Source organism: Methylobacterium sp. GC_Met_3, assembly GCF_026540775.1.
GTDB lineage: Bacteria > Pseudomonadota > Alphaproteobacteria > Rhizobiales > Beijerinckiaceae > Methylobacterium.
Map to the genome: position 1 here is coordinate 1 of NZ_JALNUL010000065.1, position 17,012 is coordinate 17,012.

Consider the following 17,012-nt stretch of genomic DNA (forward strand, 5'->3'; position numbering starts at 1 on the left):
AGTGCAGACTGGCTCAAACCCTGCGCCGCGCGCAGCATCGCAATGCGGCTGCCAATTTTACGGTCAGCGTTGGTTGCCAGCTTCGAATTGCTTGGAGCGGTCATCAAAAGATAGCTTTCAACACGGAGATGGGTCAGCAGCACAGCTGCCGAGCGTTAGCGGACGCAACCATAAGCGCAGTTATTCCCTAATAGATTTCACAACCCTTAATTGCAATCCCGCGTCGGACTAGGTTGTAGAGCGCGCACAAGTCTCCGTTGTCAGCGATGAGCCACGTCGCCCACTCCTGCTCGGTTAAATCCGAAATGGTGAGGCACGGCAGATCGCTGCTGACGGCCGCTCAAGCCTTTGGCCACCTGCAGGTGGCCGGCGACCTCGCGGCGAGCGGCGGGCCCCACCACTTTCTCTTGAGTACATCCTGCAGCATCGAGCGGTTTCAGGATGCTCAAAAAACTCGCGCTCAGCGCGGACCAGTTTGGTGGGTCAGGTTAATTCGATAGGATGCACCGGGCGGCGGTCAGAGCAGTGCGAAGGCCCTTCCGCCACCCTCACCCTTGAGCCGCTCCGGTGCATCGTCGGCGACCAGTTGGTTCGGCCAGCTCGTCGGCTCCGGGATGAGCAAGGCGGCAGCCTAGCAGCTTCGACAGAAGGTGTACTGATGAAAGTGTCAGTTCATCTTCTGATCTGGTGGCTGGGCGTTGGTAAGCCCAATGATGTGCATGTCGAGCTGATCTCGGATGTGGAGTGCTACGTCGAGATCGAACCGAAGCCGCGCAGCGATGATCAAATCGGACCGAGTACTGCCATCCAGTCCTACTGCCATTCGATCAGTTAGCAAGTTCAGAAAGATCATCTGACCTTTGGCGATATTAATCACCGCTGCCGTGACATGCGTGACCGGGACGTTTTTAGGGTCGGGTATATCTGTATTGGCCCGGGGCGGGGCATCGCTTTTTTTAGCCATCATGAGTCCTGCGCAACGAATCGTGAGGATCGTGAGGATCGTAGCAGCAAACTGAAAGTTGTCGCGAATGGTTGTAAGCCCATGCAAATGATGGAAGTCTGACAACCGCGGGAGTTCGGAAGGCTGGCTTACCCGGTGGGAAATTTAGCAGCGGCGCAAACGCATGAATTGAGCGACAAGCCCCGCCGCCAGATCTTATCCCGGTCTGGCGGGGATCGGTGCCGTGCCCATTCTCCTGCACAAAGGCAGCCGTTACGTTACCAAGCCACGGTAATACCTCCACGCCCACCTATGTTGCTCGGGCCGTTTGTGGCGAAGCCGACGCCGCCCGAGGCGTAAAGGTTGTCGCTGATCCGCGCTATCCCAGCGGCCCCAAAGGCGCCCTGTCCCCGATACGTGCCGAAATTGGCCGAGACCGCGTACGCTTTGCCCTCCGGCAAGACTGCACCCGATAGCGCGAGCGCGATGGCAGTGCCCTGGAAGGCGCTACGCACATCGCGCTGGAGCTGGAGCGTGGCGGCCTGTAGCCCAGCGACATCGCCTTCCAGGGTGCCGAGCCGACCGCTGATCGCGTCAATGCTAGAAGGTCCAAAGCTCGACGTGGCGAGGTTCCCGCTCGCGTCGGTCGTCACAAAGCCGGTCGGACCCGTTTGCATAGCGGCGCTCTGAGCCGAGGTGAGGCCCGCCAGGGTGTAGGTCTGGCTGGAGGCGCCGATCGCCACTTGATTGGCCCGCGTCGTCGCCACGCCTGCCCCGAGAGCAACTGCGTTGTCGTGCGCGGCCTGGGCTCCGTGCCCAATGGCGACTGAGTCCGCGCCCTGGGCACCTGCGCCAACGCCCACAGCCGTCGCGCCAGTCCCTCTCGCGGTGGCCGAGCGCCCGAGGGCCGTGGCGTTCTCCGCCGTCGCGCTGGCAAAGGCGCCGAAGGCCGAAGCCTCGTTGCCGCTGGCTGTAGCCTTATAGCCGACCGCCGTGGTTGGGTCGGCGATGGCTGTCGCTCCATAGCCAATCGCCGTTGCACCCGCGTAGGCGGCCTGAGAGCCGGCGCCGATCGCCGTGGCCGACGAAGCTGTCGCTTGGCTGCCTTGGCCGTAGGCCGAGCTGTCGGTACCACTGGCGGTGCTGGTGGCCCCGGTCGCCGTGCTGCGGTCACCTGCAGCGACACTGTTGTATCCGATCGCGGTGGTGTTGCTCCCCTGTGCTGTCGCAGATGAGCCGATCGCGACGCTCGCCGATCCCACCGCCGCGGCGCCGTAGCCGCTGGCATAAGCGTCCGTGCCAGACGCCACAGGCCGCGCCGCACCGCGTGTGTTGTTGGCGCGCACGGGGAAATCCTGCAGCTTGGCGTCGAGCGTCTGCGCCGCTGCGTTGAGCTGGCCGAGGTTGACGGCGTCGCTCGCCACTTGCCCGGTCGCAACGCCGCTGATCGTGCGTGCACCGTCGGTTCCGGCCATGTTGATCACGTTGCCACCGACCTGGTTGGCGATGTTCACAGCGCCGCCGGTGCTCGTCTGCTGGACAAGCGGGGCGCCCCCGCCGGTCTGCAGGGTCGCGATCTGCTGCGTGACGGCGGTGATCTGTCCGCCATCCCGGCCTAGGACCGCGTCCACCGCGCTCAGGGCGCTCCCGACATCGGAATAGTTGCTGCCGCGGATGGTGTAGGTCGGCCCCGTCCAGGCTCCGGTCTGGCCGCTGATGCGTGCGCCACCGCCGAGCGCATTGGCAACTTGTGTAGTGGCGCTGAACAGTTGGCCTCCGTTTACGGCATCCGTCGAGCCGGTGGACACCGCACCGGCCGCAACGTTGACGATGCGCCGCTCCGCGCCGGCCGCACCCACGGAGAGCGTGTCCGTCTGATCCGCGACCGATCCGCTCCCGATCGCGATAGAGCGGGCTGCCGTCGCGGATGCCCCATAACCGATGGCGACGGCATCGTGGCCGGAAGCGATGGGCGCTCCGAGAGTTGCCTGGTTGCTGGCAGCCACAGGCAAGTTCGAAGCCTGCGTACCGAGTCCGGTCACCGCCGCGTTTAGCTGATCGAGGTTGACGGCCTCGCTGCCTGTAGTGGCCGCCGCCACACCGGTGACCTGGCGATTGCCCGCCGTGCCACTCACGTCGAGGACAGTCCCATTTGTCGCCGTACCAATCGTGAGAGTGCGGGTCGACGGCTGCTGCTGGACCAGGCCGATGGTGCCATCGTCAAGGCTGCTGCGTAGCCCCACAAGCGTGCTCGACACCGAGGCCACCTGCTGATTGGTCGTGTAGAGCTGCCCGCCGTTGACGGCATCGGTCGACCCGGAAGCCAATGTACCGTTCGCCACGTTGACCACGCGGCGCTCCGCTCCAACCGCACCGACAGAGAACGTGTCGGCTTCTGTGGCAACGGACCCGCTGCCGATGGCCACCGAACGGGATGCCGTTGCGGAGGCGCCGTATCCGACCGCCACAGCGTCGGCGCCAGTCGCAGACGGGAGAGCGGATCCGGCTTGGTTGTTCGTCGCTAAGGCCGCTGCGCTGCCGGACACATTCGTCAGGGCGGCGCTCAACTGACTGACGTTGACCGCGTCGTTGGCGTTGGTTCCTGTTGCGACGCCGGTAACACGTCGATCGCCCGCCGTCCCACCGACATTGAGCAAGGTGCCGTTGGTAGCCGCCCCGATCGTGATCGTGCGGGTGACCGGATCCTGCGCCAGCATCCCGATCGCGCTCGTGCTGAACGCGTTCTGCAGGACGGAGATGTTGGCCGTGGTGGTCGCGAGCTGCTGGTTGGTACTGTAGAGCTGGCTGCCATTTACAGCCTCGGTCGAGCCTACCGCGAGTGAGCCTGGCGCGACGCCGCGCAGCGTCACGGCACCGAGAGCGCCGCCCTTAGTGAAATCAACTACGTTCGTGGCTGCCCCTGCTGCACCGGGCACGTACTGCACCGACAGGGTGTCGAGCGCCCCAATGGCGCGGTCGACGGTGGCGTAGGAAGTCCCGGCCACGGTATAGTTCGGCCCCTGGTAAACTCCTGTCGTAGGATTGAAACCAGCCCCCGCACCGAGTGAGGCGGCAACCGTAGAACTGGCACTGCGCAGCTGACCTAGATTGACAGCATCATTGGCGCTGGTGCCGGCGCTCACTCCAGTGAGCCGTCGATCGCCGGCTGAGCCCGAGATGCTGACCAAGCCTCCGTCGGTGCTCTTCCCGACCGAGATCGTCCGAGTGATCGCATCTTGCTGTGTCAGGTTCGGAAGAGCCGCAACCTGGTTTTGCAGTTGCTGCAGATCAGTCGTCGCTGTGGCGACAGCTGCGCCGTTTGCCGTCAGCCGGACATCGAGAGCACCCAGGGCACCGCCGACGGTGTTATAGCTACTCCCCTGGATGCTGAAGTTAGGCGCCGTGAAGATGCCAGTAGTTGCATCGAACCTGGCTCCTCCTCCGATGCCCGCGGCCAGAGTGCCGCCGACGGCCGAAAGCTGACGCAGGTTGACGGCATCGGTCGGCTGCGTGCCGCCGGCGACGTTGGTGATCTGCCGCTCGGAACCCGCGGCGCCCACGGAGACGGCGCCGACACTCGACGCGACGGTCGCCCCGCTAAAGGACTCCTGCCCACCACTCAGACCAGCGCGGTCGGCTACCGCACCGCTGCCGAGTGCGACAGCGCCCGCCACTGTGGTTGTGCTGCGTGCACCGAGGCTCAATCCTGCGCTGGCAACGGCACTCGCATCGGTACCGATGGCGACCGCGTCCGTGTTGCTGACGCTCCCCCGCAAGCCGATCGCGATAGAGCTGTTGCCGCTTGCCGAGGCCAGCGATCCGAGTGCCACGGCGTCGGTGCTGCCGACCGCCGTTTGACTTCCGGTCCCAAGCGCAATTGCTGACACGTCCCCAGCCGTCGCGGCTGCTCCGGTGAGACTTCCAAGGCCGCTGATCCGGCCGCCTCCGAGCGAGAGACCTTTGCTGGTGTCAAGCGTCAGGCTCGATGCACCCAGATTGCACCCGCCGGGACTGGCAACGCTGACGAGGTTGCCGTTCGTATCCAAAACGCCGACCCGAAGCGTAACGTCGGAGAGGGGGGCAACCACACCTTGGTTGATGCCATCGACCAAACCGTTGAGCGTGCCGGTCAGGCCATTCACGAGGCTGAAGGATGAGGTAACTGGGCTGGCGGTCTGAAGATGCGGTAGCGTCACTCCCAGACCAGCACAGACGTTGATCAGCGGACTGGATTGGGCACGCGCATCGCTCACATCGAGAAGAGTGATCAGGCTTGTCGAGGATAACGCGAGAGCAGTCAGCCACCTTGCTCGGCTGCGGGATCGAAGCGCAGAATTGTTTTGATCCGGTCGAATTCCAACAATGGTGTTCATCGTTACAACCAGTGCGGCGGTTACGATATCTAATACAACCTACGGTAATTAATAATTGGTTGCCATTCGCAACCTGAATGTTAATTCATCGGCCGTCTTCTGCAACTTCTCGGAAGCGGGGCATGTTCAGCGCGCTTACCGCAGGCAACCGGCCGTCGCAGCGCTAACCGTTGCAGATGATGAGTTTTTTGGCAGTCAGCTACGTGGCTAACAAGCGTCAGCAAACGAGCAATGCTATCAATGGTTGTGGCAAGGAGCTTTACACTAGGTTAACGCTTGATTTTCGAGAGCCTCAATGCAGCATGTTCTTTCGCTAAGATGTACTGCTGCGAAGGCAAGTCTGGCTTTGCACCTACCTCTCTCGGCAGGGCGCCAAGATGGCGAAAGGTGGAGGGCGCTTGCGTTCCGATTTTGCACGCTGCGCAGTCGATTTCTGGGTTGAGCGATTGCTCGCGGAACAACTGATCTCTGCCATCTCGACGTTGCCCTGATGAGCCCGATCCCGGGGGTAGTGCGGAGGCTAATCGAACGGACGGGCAGGCAGCTGAGGTTCCTCGACGCGCGGCGCCTGCCCGCATCGACGAAGTTGTGACACATCTCAACGCCTTCGGCTTGAGGCTATGCTCGGATCTGCTGCTAGTGATCAATAAATGCGGCTACAGAATTCACACGAGGCGCTTATTGGGCGCTATGAGCGCGCGAACCGTCGCCCTCGACGGAGTTCCAAAGAATCCGAGGTTCTACGCCCACGTCCAGGCATTGCGCTCGCGCAACCGACGCGAGCGCATTCAGGATTTTGCAACTTTTGTTTGCAATCAAAGGTGGAGCTTGAGATTTCCGCAGCGCTGGTGTCGCTCTCGGTAACCCTTGATGCCTGCCTACAAATCCGCTCGAACCTTCTCTTTGCTTCTGCGCGATCGACGCGGCGCTATGGCCATCGAGTTCGCGCTGCTCGCCCCCGTGTTCCTGCTGATCATGTGCGCGTGGACCGAGGTCGGGCTCTGCCTGTTGATGGAGAGTAGCCTAGACAACGCAACGCGCGATGCCAGCCGGCTGATCCGAACCGGCTCAGCGACGGAGGCGACCTTTAGGGCGGCTATCTGCGCCAAAGCCCCCGCCATCCCATGCGCCAGCATCACTTACAATGTTCAATCCGGCACGAGTTTTTCAAGTTTGAGCTATGTGGCCGTTTCCAGCACCGGCACTTTGCCAAGTACCGGATTCACCATCGGCAGCTCTGGATCTGACATGCTGGTGCAGGTTGCTTACAGCAAGCCAGCCTTTTTTTCCTCGTTCCTGAAGGCGACAGGTTTTGGCGGCAACATCCTTATCATGACAACGCTCGCTTTTCAGAACGAGAGCTATTGATGCGCGCGTCGCTGCGACGATTTTACCGGGATAAGCGCGGGGTGGGCGCAGTCGAGTTCGCGTTGGTCCTACCTTTCATGCTCACAGCCTGCCTTGGCAGCGTGCAGTGCTTCCTACTGGCGCGCGCCAAGATGCTTACTGTCGCGGCTGCCCGCAATCTCGCCGACCTCGTCTCGCAGCAGAACAGTGTGAGCACGACCGTAATCAGCGACTTTTGCACGGCTGGGAAGCTGTCGATCCAGCCCTTACCTAGCACGACGCTCAAAGTCTCGGTGGCCAGTGTCAGCTACTCGAGCGCGACCTCTGGGCCGGCAATCGACTGGACTGACACAACCTGCGGCAGCGTCTCGACCATCAGCACCGCCGCAACGCTCGCCAAGAGCGTCGTTTCGTCCAGCGGCGATAGCACGATCGTGGTTTGCGCCACCTACACATTGAGCCTGCCGGTCTCCTTCCCACTGGGGTCAAGCTTCTCGTTGACCGGCTTCGCTCTAGCCCGACCCCGTAATGGGACGGCCGTGACCTACAGCAGCTGACATTCTTGTTCGGGACGATCTGTATGCGTACCAACCTGCATGTTCTGGTCAAAGATTTCCGCCGTGATCTCCGTGGCGTCTTCGCCCTATGGGTTGCCATGGCAGCGATCCCTCTCCTGCTTCTCGCAGGCGCTGGTCTCGACCTGATGCGGGCTGTGGATCTCCGCGCTCAACTCCAAGCCGCGGTGGACTCAGCCGCGCTGGCGGGGGCAACCGCCTACACGTCGTCTTCGGCGAGTTCGACTGCCACAACAGTGGCTCAGAATTACATGGCCGGCGCGATCGCCAAGCTTACAGCGAATAGCGGCGTGACGTATAATGCGACGCCGAGCACGACGACGAGCGGCAGCGCGACGCTCTACGCGATGACCGTCACAGCAACATCGGCCATGCCAACTACGCTTATGAAGATGGTGACGAGTTCGACGCCGGTCAAAGTGACAGCGACAGCGCAAAATCCAACTACTACAGTGTACTTTACTCTTTCCAAGTTTGCCAGCAACGCGGCAGATGCAGATGCTATATATTATTATATTGTTCCTTCTAGCGGCGGTACGCCGAGCAGTTCCGCTTTGAATTTACTCTTCAGTAACACGAGTAGCAGCTCCGGAAAATCCGTCAGCGTGGTAGTCACGCCAGGGCAGCAAATCGGCCTTGCATTAAAGAACGTCACTGGAGGGATCATTCCCTACGGCATCAACGGGTACTTTGGCTTTCAAGGGACGACGCATTGGTTTTATTCGCATTTGATGCCGCCGAGTTCGCAAGCTTATTATTGGGTGACGCAAAACTGTAGCTTGCAAACAGTCGTTTCTGGCAGCTCCAGCACCGTCAAAAGCGGATCTTGCTTTTCGTCACTGCCCAGTTATGCAACCATCAATTGCTCGCAGGCGCGCGGAAAGACAATCACATACTACTGGAACGATATGGGTGGCCTGGTTGATGACAAGGACTACAACGACGCTGTTATGACGATTTCCTGTCCGGGAACCGCTGGATCCACTCAGTCAAATGTGATTCTTACAAAGTGAGGTGGGCCGGTTGAACTGTATTTCATCCGTATTTGTTTTGCAGCTTATTGATAGCGCGGTACTCATGGAGTTTTTTAGTCATGCCTGCAACTAATCTCACACAGAGTCTCTGAAAGAGCAACACTTCCATGCGCTCATCAACTGAAGCAGACATCTGTCCTACGACTTTCTTATCCGTTAAGCAGGCGGATTGCCGACGCCGCTGCAAAATACACTCTAGTACTGCACCTGTGGACTTATGTATATATAAATCATCCACATGGCGGTCGTGAGCAGTTATAAAAGACCCTAATCGGCGATAAAAGCCTCGAGTTATTGATGATCCTGAAGAGGAATGAGCGTCTTTATTACACGTACAATTTAAGACTAACATTATTAAGTGAACGGGTAATATCGTTTCCCATGAATTGGCGATTCCACGTCCTTAATTAGTGGATTAAACGACAATCAAGATAAAATACATCCGCCAAGTCGGCAAGAGGTAAGCATTATTTTAGTAAGATCGGTAGATAGTAATGCAACTTAGAGGGCACAAAGCTAGGCTACGACGATGCAGATCACAGCGGGTGGTGACGATGAGACCAGGCTGGTACGGTTCTCGGAAATCCTCGGCGCCCTGAGTCACGCCCTCGATCTGACGGAGGGGCAACCCGTCGGGCATTGCGTGCGCGCGACTTGGATCGGCTTTCACATCGGCCGGCAAATGAGTTTGCCCGACCTACAGCTCTGGGAACTCTACCACACAGTGATGCTTAAGGACCTCGGGTGCTCCAGCAATGCCGCACGCATCTGCGAACTCTACTTGTCCGATGATCTCGGCTTCAAACGCGACTTCAAATCGGTAAGCGACAGCCTGCCGAAGGTGCTGGGTTTCGTCTTCTCTCACACAGGGCTCAAGGCAGGTCTGGCTGAACGTTTTCGCGCAGTGCTCAACATTCTCCAAAACGGCGGAGCCATCGTCGACGATCTCATCCAGACCCGGTGTCAGCGCGGTGCTGAGATCGCTCGTCAGCTTCGTTTCCCGGCAAGTGTCTGCGACGCCATCCACGCGCTAGACGAACACTGGAACGGCAGCGGCCGACCGGACCGGCTGAACGGCTCTGCGATCCCGCTCTACGCGCGCGTGGCGCTGCTGGCCCAAGTGGTGGATGTGTTCCACACCGCGGCGGGCCCTGCGGCCGCGATCGCTGAGGTGCAGGCACGGTCTGGCACATGGTTCGATCCCCAGGTGGTTGCCTGCTTCGAGAGGGTCGCGGCCGAACCTGGCTTCTGGGAGATCCTTGCCTCGGACGAGGTTGAGGCGACAGTGTTCGCACTGGCGCCAAGCAGCCCGATCGTCGTGGACGAGGACTACCTCGACGATATCGCTCGGGCCTTCGCCCAGATCATTGACGCCAAGAGCCCATTCACGTCCGGCCATTCGGAACGGGTTGCGGTCTACGCCGATATGATTGCAGCCGAGCTCGACTATACTGCGGAGCGGCGCCGCTGGCTCAAGCGGGCCGCGCTCCTGCACGATGTCGGCAAGCTTGGCGTCTCGAACACCATCCTCGACAAGAACGGCAAGCTGGATGATGCGGAGTGGCGCGATATGCGCAATCATGCATCCCTGTCCGAGACTATTTTGACCCGGGTGGCGGTGTTCCATGAGATGGCGAGTATCGGCGGCGGCCACCACGAGCGGCTGGACGGCAAGGGCTATCCGCGCGGGCTGAAGGGCGACGCGATCGCACCGGAGACCCGCATCGTCTCGGTGGCCGACGTGTTCGACGCATTGACCGCCGATCGGCCCTACCGGGCGGCCATGCCGATTGAGAAAGCGCTCGGTATCTTGCGCGCCGATCTTGGCATGGCGTTCGACCCGGCCTGCTTCGCGGCGTTAGAGCGAGCTTTGGCTAGGATCGAGGGGGATCTCGCTCGGGCGGCGTGAGCCAGGCTGCCGGCCGACTACCGGACACTCCAAGAGATCGGCCGCTTTTTTGGCAGTTAGTCTCCGAAGCGGACGGGCAGCTTACGGCCAGTTCCAGACTCACAGACCTGCGCCCTGAGAGGCTGGTTTGGGTGGATTTCTGCCGGTCCGCTTTGGGGCGGCGATGCATGGAAGCGGACATCGTCGGCGAGCCTGCTCTCGACCCTTTGCGGCTCCTGGGAACGTCCGCTTTCAGTCTCACAGATTGCCGGCTCGAAGCTTTGCACTTGGTGCATCAGCCATCTTTTCCCGTTGTGACATGTTCACATGTAATGAGCGGGAAATGCCTTGGCAGCCGACTTCCTTCGCAGAGGAGGCCGGCTGCTCGTATCAATGGTGTTCGGTCTTCACGCCACAAGCTGCTGCTGAGCTGCGAACTGAGCACGATCATGCTGACCCTGCACACTGCGGTCCAGGAGCGAGACCGCCCAGCACGTCACGAACGCGAGCGGCAGGGTCACCAGCGTCGGTGGATCCATCGGGAATACCGGGACCGCGTGGCCCAGCACCTTCACCCACACCGCTGGTCCAAGCACGGTCAAGCCGAGCGCGCTCAATAGGCCGACAGTGCCGCCGGTGACCGCACCCAGGGTCGTTAGCCCACGCCAGTACAGCGCCAGGATTAGGACTGGGAACGTCGAGGAGCAGGCGATCGCGAAGGCCAGGCTGACCATGTAGGCGACGTTCTGGGTCCTGAAGGCGATGCCCAGTCCAATTGCCACCAAGCCTAGCACCAGGGTCGCGATGCGCGAGATCCGCACCTCGCTCTTCTCGTCGATCTTCCCGCGCCGGATCACACCCGCATAGAGGTCGTGACTGACCGCCGATGCACCGGCCAGTGTCAGGCCGGAGACCACCGCGAGGATAGTCGCGAAGGCCACCGCCGAGATGAAGCCCATCATGGCATTGCCGCCCACCGCGTGACTGAGGTGGATAGCCGCCATATTGCCACCGCCGCGCAACGCGCCCGCCGCATCGACGTAGGCCGGATTGCCGGCGGTCAGGGTCAGGGCTCCGAACCCGAGGACAAACACCAAGGCGTAGAAGATGTTCATGAACGTCGCCGCCCAGAACACCGACACGCGCGCCGCGCGGACATCCGGCACCGTGAAGAAGCGCATCAGGATGTGCGGCAAGCCCGCCGTCCCGAACATCAGCGCCAGACCCAACGATAGGGCCGAGAGCGGATCCTTGGGAGCGGCCTGCGGGGCGAGGATTGCCGCCCCCTTCGGATGGACGGCGGTCGCGCGGGCCAACAGGGCACCGTAATCGAACCCGTAAGTGGCCAGCACCAACACCACGATCAGCGTGGCACCAGCCAGCAGCAGGGCCGCCTTGATGATCTGCACCCAGGTTGTCGCCACCATGCCGCCGAACATGACGTAGCAGACCATTAGCACACCGACGAGGAACTCGGCGTAGAGGTAGTCGAGGCCGAACAGCAGCTGGATCAGCTGGCCGACACCGACCATCTGGGCGATCAGGTAGAAGGCCACCACGACGAGAGAGGCGCAGGCCGCGAACACCCGGACCGGCCGCTCGGCCAGCCTGGTGCACACCACGTCGGTGAACGTGTATCGGCCGAGCTTGCGTAGGCGCTCGGCCAGCAGGAACACCACGATGGGCATGCCGGTGGTATAGCCGATGGCGTAGGTCAGGCCGTCGAAGCCCGAGGTGAACACCAGGGCCGTGAGCCCTAGGAAAGCCCCTGCCGACATCGCGTCGCCGGCAATGGCAAGGCCGTTCTGGAAGCCAGTCACGTTGCCACCGGCGGCGTAGAAGTCATCGGCCGTCTTGGTGCGCTTAGCGGCCTGCCAAGTGATCCACAGCGTGAGCGCAACGAAGGCTAGGAACAGGCCAATCGCGGTCAAATTGATGCCGGAGGTGTCGCCCGTTGCTGCTTGAGCCGGCATGGCGAGCAGGGTGCTAGCGCCGATGAGCATTCCCAGCGCGGTGATGCGGTGAAAGGCAATCACGCTCATACCCCCGCTCGTTGCATGTCGGCCCGGTTGGCCGTGAACACGTACAGACCCGTCAGCACGACGCCGAGCACGATGACGAACAGACCGTAGGCGAAAGCCCACGTCACCGTGCCACCGGCGAGCACCGGCTGCGCGAGCAGGCCCGGGGCAAACGCACACATGACGACGAACCCGAAGTATGCACCGACCAGGATCACGGTGAACGTAACCCCAAGGGCCAGGGTGCTCCTGGCCTGTGAATGAGCAGCTATTAACGTCGTATTCATTGCTTGCGCCTCCGATCATTCTAATGATCTTGACGCCTCGAGCACTTATCGTGCCAAACTAAAACTCACTATTTACTATTTTTTATCGCTTATCATCTTCAAACGCAAGCGACCACGCAGGACACATCCTACGTGGAGCACGTTATCAATTTGAGAAACGTTCAGAGTTCGCCGGTCAAGAACTGGGCGCGACCGTGACCAAACGACCAGTCGTCGTCGGTGTTGCTGACCATCGAGACGACCACATCGGTGGGCTCGACCCCACACCGTTCCTGCAGGTACTCGCAGAGCAGCCGGTAGAAGGCTTGCTTCATCTCACGGCTACGGGGCCGGGTGGTCACCTGCAGCACTACTCGTTTGTCGGTCCGGGGAATGCCGAGCCCCGTGTCCTCTACGATCATGTGCGTGGCCGGGTGCTCGTGCACGATCTGGTAGCGGTCGCCGGGCGGTACCTTAAAAGCGTCCAGCATGGCGTCGTGGGCAGCATCGAGCAGCGTCTGCAGCTCCTCGGCGCTACGGCCTTCGACGAGATCGAAGCGAAGAAGGGGCATGGGTCCTCTCGGATGCTCTTGGGTCGTCAAGGGGTTTTATCAGGCGGTGACGACGGTCCGCGTGACGCCGATCAACCGCGCCTCCGTATCCGCTGCGAGGCGCGCGACCAGCTCGCCGGCCGGTGGCAGATCCTGGATCAGGCCGATGGCCTCACCCACGGTTACGTTTGCAGTGTCGTAGTCGCCGTTCCGGTCGGCCTCTTCGACCGTTTTGCGCTGCTCGCCCTTGAGCGCGCGCAACTCATCCTCGCGGCCGTGCCAGGTCTCGATGAAGGTGTTGCGCATCAGCCGACCGGTGTACTCGACTGGCCATTCGCGATGACGCGCGATGTCGTAGACGGAGGTGCGCACCGTCTCATCGCCTGTGGCGGAGAGCACGCGCGCCTTGGCACTGGGATGGATCAAGGCTTCCTGTGTTGCCCAGAACCGGGTGCCGAGCAGGGCGCCATCAGCGCCCAGCATCAATGCGGCGGCGATCCCGCGCCCGTCGGCTATACCGCCAGCGGCTAGCACCAGCACCTCAGGTCGTTCGCGCGCAACCAGATCTACCACACTAGGCACAAGCGAGATGGTGCCGCGGGTGGTCAGTCCATGCCCCCCGGCGTCGGTCCCCTGTGCCACCAGCACGGCGGCCCCGACATCGATAGCCCGGCGCGCATGTTCGAGGTTGTGGACCTGACAAATCAGGGGGATGCCGGCAGCTTGAATTTTCTCAGCAAACGGGGCCGGATCGGCGAACGACAGCATCATTGCCGCCGGTTTGTGTGAAAGGGCTGTGTCCAGCAGCGCCGGGTTCTTCGCCATTGACCACGTGATAAACCCGCAACCGACCCGCTGATTGCCGGCCAAGAGGATTTCTCGCTCCAGGATCTCCGGGTCACCGTAGCCGTGCCCGATCATGCCCAGGCCGCCCGCGGCGCTGACCGCTGCGGCCAGTGCGCCACCCGCGGCAGGGTCCATAGGCGCCAGCACGATGGGATGCTTGATCCCGAAGGTATCCGTCAGTCGGGTCCGTAGTGCCATGATCGCCCCCGGGCTCGGCACCTCTCTCGGCGCCAACCACCAGCCGGGTCGTTCCTGTAGCGAACCCTATCAATCAGGTATAATGATTAGTTCAGATGACCCCCATCTCGGATGGCGATGCCATGAACAGCACCGACCTGATGTTTTTCGCGGCAGTGGCCGAAGCTGGTGGGATTGGCCGAGCGGCCGCAGCTCTCAACACCGTGCAGTCCAACGTCACCGGACGTATCCGTGCTCTCGAACAGGCGCTGCACATCAAGCTGTTCTACCGTGGCACCCGAGGAGTGACCCTGACCCGAGCCGGCGAGCGGCTGCTGCCCTATGCGATGCAGGTCGGTCGGCTGCTGGCCGATGCCGAGCAGGCGGTGCTGTCCGACGAGACGCCACAGGGTCTTCTGCGCCTCGGTTCGATGGAGACCACCGCGGCTTTACGTCTGCCGCGCCTCCTGACGGACTATGCCGCTCATTATCCCGAGGTGGACATCGAACTGGAACTGGGACCAACCGAGGCGCTGATCGCGTCCGTCCTCGACCGGAAGATTGAGGCAGCCTTCGTCGCAGGACCAATCAGCCAAGACAATTTGGCGACGATTCCGGTGCTGGAAGAAGAGCTGGTGCTCGTGGCTGGAGCGAAGATCCAGAGCTACGATGAGATACTGGCCCTGCTGGCGAGCAAGCGCGAGGCGCGGGTGCTGGTGTTCAAGACCGGGTGCTCTTACCGGCTGCGCCTCGAAGGGCTTCTGGCGGCCCACGGCTTGGTGCATGTCCGCCGGATGGATTTCGGCACGCTGGACGGGATCATCGGCTGCGTCGAGGCGGGGATGGGCGTGTCGCTGCTCCCGCGCGTCGTCGCCGCACCGATGCAGCGGTCCGGGCGGATATCGATCCATGCACTCCCGGATGGTGCCGGCAGCGTTCAGACGCTGCTTGTCTATCGCAAGGACAGTTTGCTGACGGCAGCGTTCGAGCGGTTCCTGGACCACACCTACGCGGCATTTGCGCTGCTACCTCGGGACGATGCATCGACGGGCACTGAAGGTGTGTCGAGCCTCCTGACCAAGTAACCCTCCTTGGACTCAGTTCAGTAAGCCACGCCTACGCGAAGGGCGCCTCTGATGGTCCGCTTCGAGGTTCTTGCGGACGTGCAAGAGGTTCGGCTTTAAGGAATGCTTTCTATCCGTTCCGGTCGTAGGCCCCTGCTTTACTGAAAGCCTAGAAGCGGACGCTCCCAGGTTCAGCACTGGGTCGGTAGGAGACTGTCCGCTTATTCGGTCGCTCCCCCCAGAAGCTGACCGGCGGCTTTCGGCCAGACTAAGTCATAAAAAATCGATTTCGCCGGCAGGAGTGGACATTCGGCTTGGTGCCCATCTCAGCCGTTAGGAGGCTTTCGTTGTTATCTCCGAAGCGACGTGCAGAACTACGACGCGTTTCACGCCGCCTTGCCGATCATGAGGAGCGGTTTTGAGAAGGTGATCACGGATCTGGGTCTTACCCCCTGTTCCATCGGACTGTCGTTCATGTGGGCGACCATGCTGGCCGAGGCGATGGATGGGCCGGATGTCGTTACCAGACCTCGCCTATCAGTACTCGTGTTGATGCTCACGTGCGTCCGGAGCCTACGCCCCGATACCCTTGATCATAGGATCTGCCCACTGGGATGGCTGGCCGGAACCGAGCGGTTTCGGCCACCGGCGGAGACCCGCACGAAACATAGCCTTGCGTGTGTTTCGGCCGGAGTTTATTTTCGGCCAACCATTTCGGCCGGACTTCGACCATGCCGCGCACGTTCGCCTACCTTCGAGTGTCTACTCTCGGACAAACCACCGACAATCAGCGCGAGGAAATCCGGGCCGCCGGTTTTCAGGTCGAAGCCAAGCGAGTGATCACCGAGACGGTGTCGGGGAGCGTTGCTACTTCACAACGGCGCGGCTTCACCCGCCTTGTCGATCGGCTCGAAGACGGTGATGTTCTCATCGTGACCAAACTCGATAGGTTAGGTCGCAACGCGATGGATGTTGGCGGGACCGTCGCGCAGCTAGACAAGATCGGTGTGCGCGTGCACTGCCTCGCCCTCGGCGGCGTCGATCTTACCAGCTCGACGGGCAAGCTCACCATGGGTGTGATCAACGCGGTCGCCGAGTTCGAGCGCGACTTGCTGATCGAACGAACTCAGGCAGGTCTGGCGCGAGCACGCGTCGAGGGTAAAGCCATCGGACGTCCTGCAAGCCTCAGCGAAGAGCGACGCCGTCTAGTTGAGCAACGGCTACGCGATGGTCAGGGCGCCTCGGCGGTCGCGCGCGAGCTCAAGGCCAGTCGAGCCACGATCCGGCGGGTGCAGGCTGCGATGCGCGCGACCGAGGAGCAGTGAACGCTTCACCTGGAACTACCGGGAGTGCTCCGGCGTGTCCTTCACGCCCTATCCGGCTGCCGCTCTCCCGTTATGGAGCAAAGGCGATGGGGTTCACAGGAACGGGGCGGCCGACGTGAATGAAAGGCCGATCAGCCAACGCCAGCTCGCCACTTCACTGTTCATGGCCAACCACATCGCCGACCGTGAAATCATCGCAGCCTTCGTCGGCGACGCAGCGACGCAAGCAGCACCCAACCCGTTCGCCCAAACCAGCGCCGGCGCCGTGCGGCAAGTTTGGAGACAGCGCGCCGCAGAGTTCCGGTCGTTTGAAGTCGAGGCTGCGGGGTTGCCGTGTCTGCTGATGGCTGTTTCCGGAATGAGCGTGGACGAGGTGCTGGTGCAGGAGATCCTACGGGCCGGGTCTCACACCGCCAACGTATTCCACCACGGCGACGGCTGCCGGATCGCCGGTGCCGTGCTCAATGGCAAACCTGGGACTGGCCTACCGATCATTCCTATGTCGAAGTCGCTGCGGGCCGCTCTCCGCCCGCGGTCACCCGCTCGCATGTCGGTGACGCAGCTGGATCTGTTCGCACGCGTCTGAACACAGTCATGGCGGC

At 61.6% G+C, this 17,012-nt stretch carries 13 protein-coding genes; 7 read left to right on the forward strand and 6 right to left on the reverse strand.

Going from position 1 to position 17,012, the window contains the following annotated elements:
• Positions 1-667: 667 nt before the first annotated feature.
• Both OXS27_RS29115 and OXS27_RS29120 read right to left on the reverse strand, forming a co-directional pair.
• Entirely contained in the window at positions 668-1,069 is a 402-nt protein-coding gene (locus OXS27_RS29115) for a hypothetical protein (protein WP_267360899.1), read from the reverse strand.
• Positions 1,070-1,221: 152 nt separating this feature from the next.
• A complete protein-coding gene (locus tag OXS27_RS29120; RefSeq protein ID WP_267360901.1) occupies positions 1,222-5,316 on the reverse strand; it encodes a hypothetical protein in 4,095 nt (1,364 codons plus the stop codon).
• Between the two features lie 870 nt (positions 5,317-6,186).
• Here OXS27_RS29120 and OXS27_RS29125 point away from each other — a divergent pair.
• From OXS27_RS29125 to OXS27_RS29140, 4 genes are all read left to right on the forward strand, one after another.
• Positions 6,187-6,684 (forward strand): TadE/TadG family type IV pilus assembly protein, encoded by a 498-nt coding sequence (locus OXS27_RS29125; RefSeq protein WP_267360903.1) that lies wholly within the window; start codon positions 6,187-6,189, stop codon positions 6,682-6,684.
• Positions 6,684-7,220: a TadE/TadG family type IV pilus assembly protein gene (locus tag OXS27_RS29130; protein ID WP_267360905.1), complete on the forward strand. Its 537-nt coding sequence runs from the start codon at positions 6,684-6,686 to the stop codon at positions 7,218-7,220. Before OXS27_RS29125 ends, OXS27_RS29130 begins: the two co-directional genes overlap by 1 nt.
• Positions 7,221-7,243: 23 nt before the next feature.
• Entirely contained in the window at positions 7,244-8,251 is a 1,008-nt protein-coding gene (locus tag OXS27_RS29135; protein WP_267360907.1) for a pilus assembly protein TadG-related protein, read from the forward strand.
• A 550-nt stretch (positions 8,252-8,801) separates the two neighbouring features.
• Positions 8,802-10,181 carry an HD-GYP domain-containing protein gene (locus OXS27_RS29140; RefSeq protein WP_267360909.1) on the forward strand — a complete coding sequence of 460 codons (1,380 nt, stop codon included), beginning with the start codon at positions 8,802-8,804 and terminating at the stop codon, positions 10,179-10,181.
• Positions 10,182-10,567: 386 nt separating this feature from the next.
• Here the strand turns inward: OXS27_RS29140 and actP are convergent, their stop codons facing one another.
• The 4 genes from actP to OXS27_RS29160 all read right to left on the reverse strand — a co-directional run bounded on the left by actP (position 10,568) and on the right by OXS27_RS29160 (position 14,042).
• Positions 10,568-12,202 carry a cation/acetate symporter ActP gene (gene actP / locus OXS27_RS29145; protein ID WP_267360911.1) on the reverse strand — a complete coding sequence of 545 codons (1,635 nt, stop codon included), beginning with the start codon at positions 12,200-12,202 and terminating at the stop codon, positions 10,568-10,570.
• Complete coding sequence (locus OXS27_RS29150) at positions 12,199-12,468, reverse strand: DUF485 domain-containing protein (RefSeq protein ID WP_267360913.1); 270 nt, start codon at positions 12,466-12,468, stop codon at positions 12,199-12,201. Before OXS27_RS29150 ends, actP begins: the two co-directional genes overlap by 4 nt.
• 161 nt (positions 12,469-12,629) lie before the next feature.
• Positions 12,630-13,019, reverse strand: a complete 390-nt coding sequence (locus OXS27_RS29155) for a tautomerase family protein (RefSeq protein ID WP_267360915.1) — start codon at positions 13,017-13,019, stop codon at positions 12,630-12,632.
• A 39-nt stretch (positions 13,020-13,058) separates the two neighbouring features.
• Entirely contained in the window at positions 13,059-14,042 is a 984-nt protein-coding gene (locus tag OXS27_RS29160; RefSeq protein ID WP_267360917.1) for a nitronate monooxygenase, read from the reverse strand.
• Positions 14,043-14,164: 122 nt separating this feature from the next.
• Between OXS27_RS29160 and OXS27_RS29165 the strand changes: the two genes are divergently transcribed.
• The 3 genes from OXS27_RS29165 (at position 14,165) to OXS27_RS29175 (ending at position 16,996) form a co-directional block, all read left to right on the forward strand.
• Positions 14,165-15,106 (forward strand): LysR family transcriptional regulator, encoded by a 942-nt coding sequence (locus OXS27_RS29165; protein ID WP_267360919.1) that lies wholly within the window; start codon positions 14,165-14,167, stop codon positions 15,104-15,106.
• Positions 15,107-15,816: 710 nt separating this feature from the next.
• Complete coding sequence (locus OXS27_RS29170; RefSeq protein ID WP_267360921.1) at positions 15,817-16,410, forward strand: recombinase family protein; 594 nt, start codon at positions 15,817-15,819, stop codon at positions 16,408-16,410.
• Positions 16,411-16,444: 34 nt separating this feature from the next.
• Positions 16,445-16,996, forward strand: coding sequence for a hypothetical protein (locus OXS27_RS29175; protein WP_267360923.1), 552 nt, complete (start codon positions 16,445-16,447; stop codon positions 16,994-16,996).
• Positions 16,997-17,012: the final 16 nt, after the last annotated feature.

Coding starts and splice junctions, on each gene's coding strand:
- OXS27_RS29150 (WP_267360913.1), bottom strand. CDS start 12,468: ATGAATACGACGTTAATAGCTGCTCATTCACAGGCCAGGAGCACCCTG.
- actP (WP_267360911.1), bottom strand. CDS start 12,202: ATGAGCGTGATTGCCTTTCACCGCATCACCGCGCTGGGAATGCTCATC.
- OXS27_RS29155 (WP_267360915.1), bottom strand. CDS start 13,019: ATGCCCCTTCTTCGCTTCGATCTCGTCGAAGGCCGTAGCGCCGAGGAG.
- OXS27_RS29170 (WP_267360921.1), top strand. CDS start 15,817: ATGCCGCGCACGTTCGCCTACCTTCGAGTGTCTACTCTCGGACAAACC.
- OXS27_RS29120 (WP_267360901.1), bottom strand. CDS start 5,316: ATGAACACCATTGTTGGAATTCGACCGGATCAAAACAATTCTGCGCTT.
- OXS27_RS29140 (WP_267360909.1), top strand. CDS start 8,802: ATGCAGATCACAGCGGGTGGTGACGATGAGACCAGGCTGGTACGGTTC.
- OXS27_RS29125 (WP_267360903.1), top strand. CDS start 6,187: ATGCCTGCCTACAAATCCGCTCGAACCTTCTCTTTGCTTCTGCGCGAT.
- OXS27_RS29135 (WP_267360907.1), top strand. CDS start 7,244: ATGCGTACCAACCTGCATGTTCTGGTCAAAGATTTCCGCCGTGATCTC.
- OXS27_RS29130 (WP_267360905.1), top strand. CDS start 6,684: ATGCGCGCGTCGCTGCGACGATTTTACCGGGATAAGCGCGGGGTGGGC.
- OXS27_RS29165 (WP_267360919.1), top strand. CDS start 14,165: ATGAACAGCACCGACCTGATGTTTTTCGCGGCAGTGGCCGAAGCTGGT.
- OXS27_RS29160 (WP_267360917.1), bottom strand. CDS start 14,042: ATGGCACTACGGACCCGACTGACGGATACCTTCGGGATCAAGCATCCC.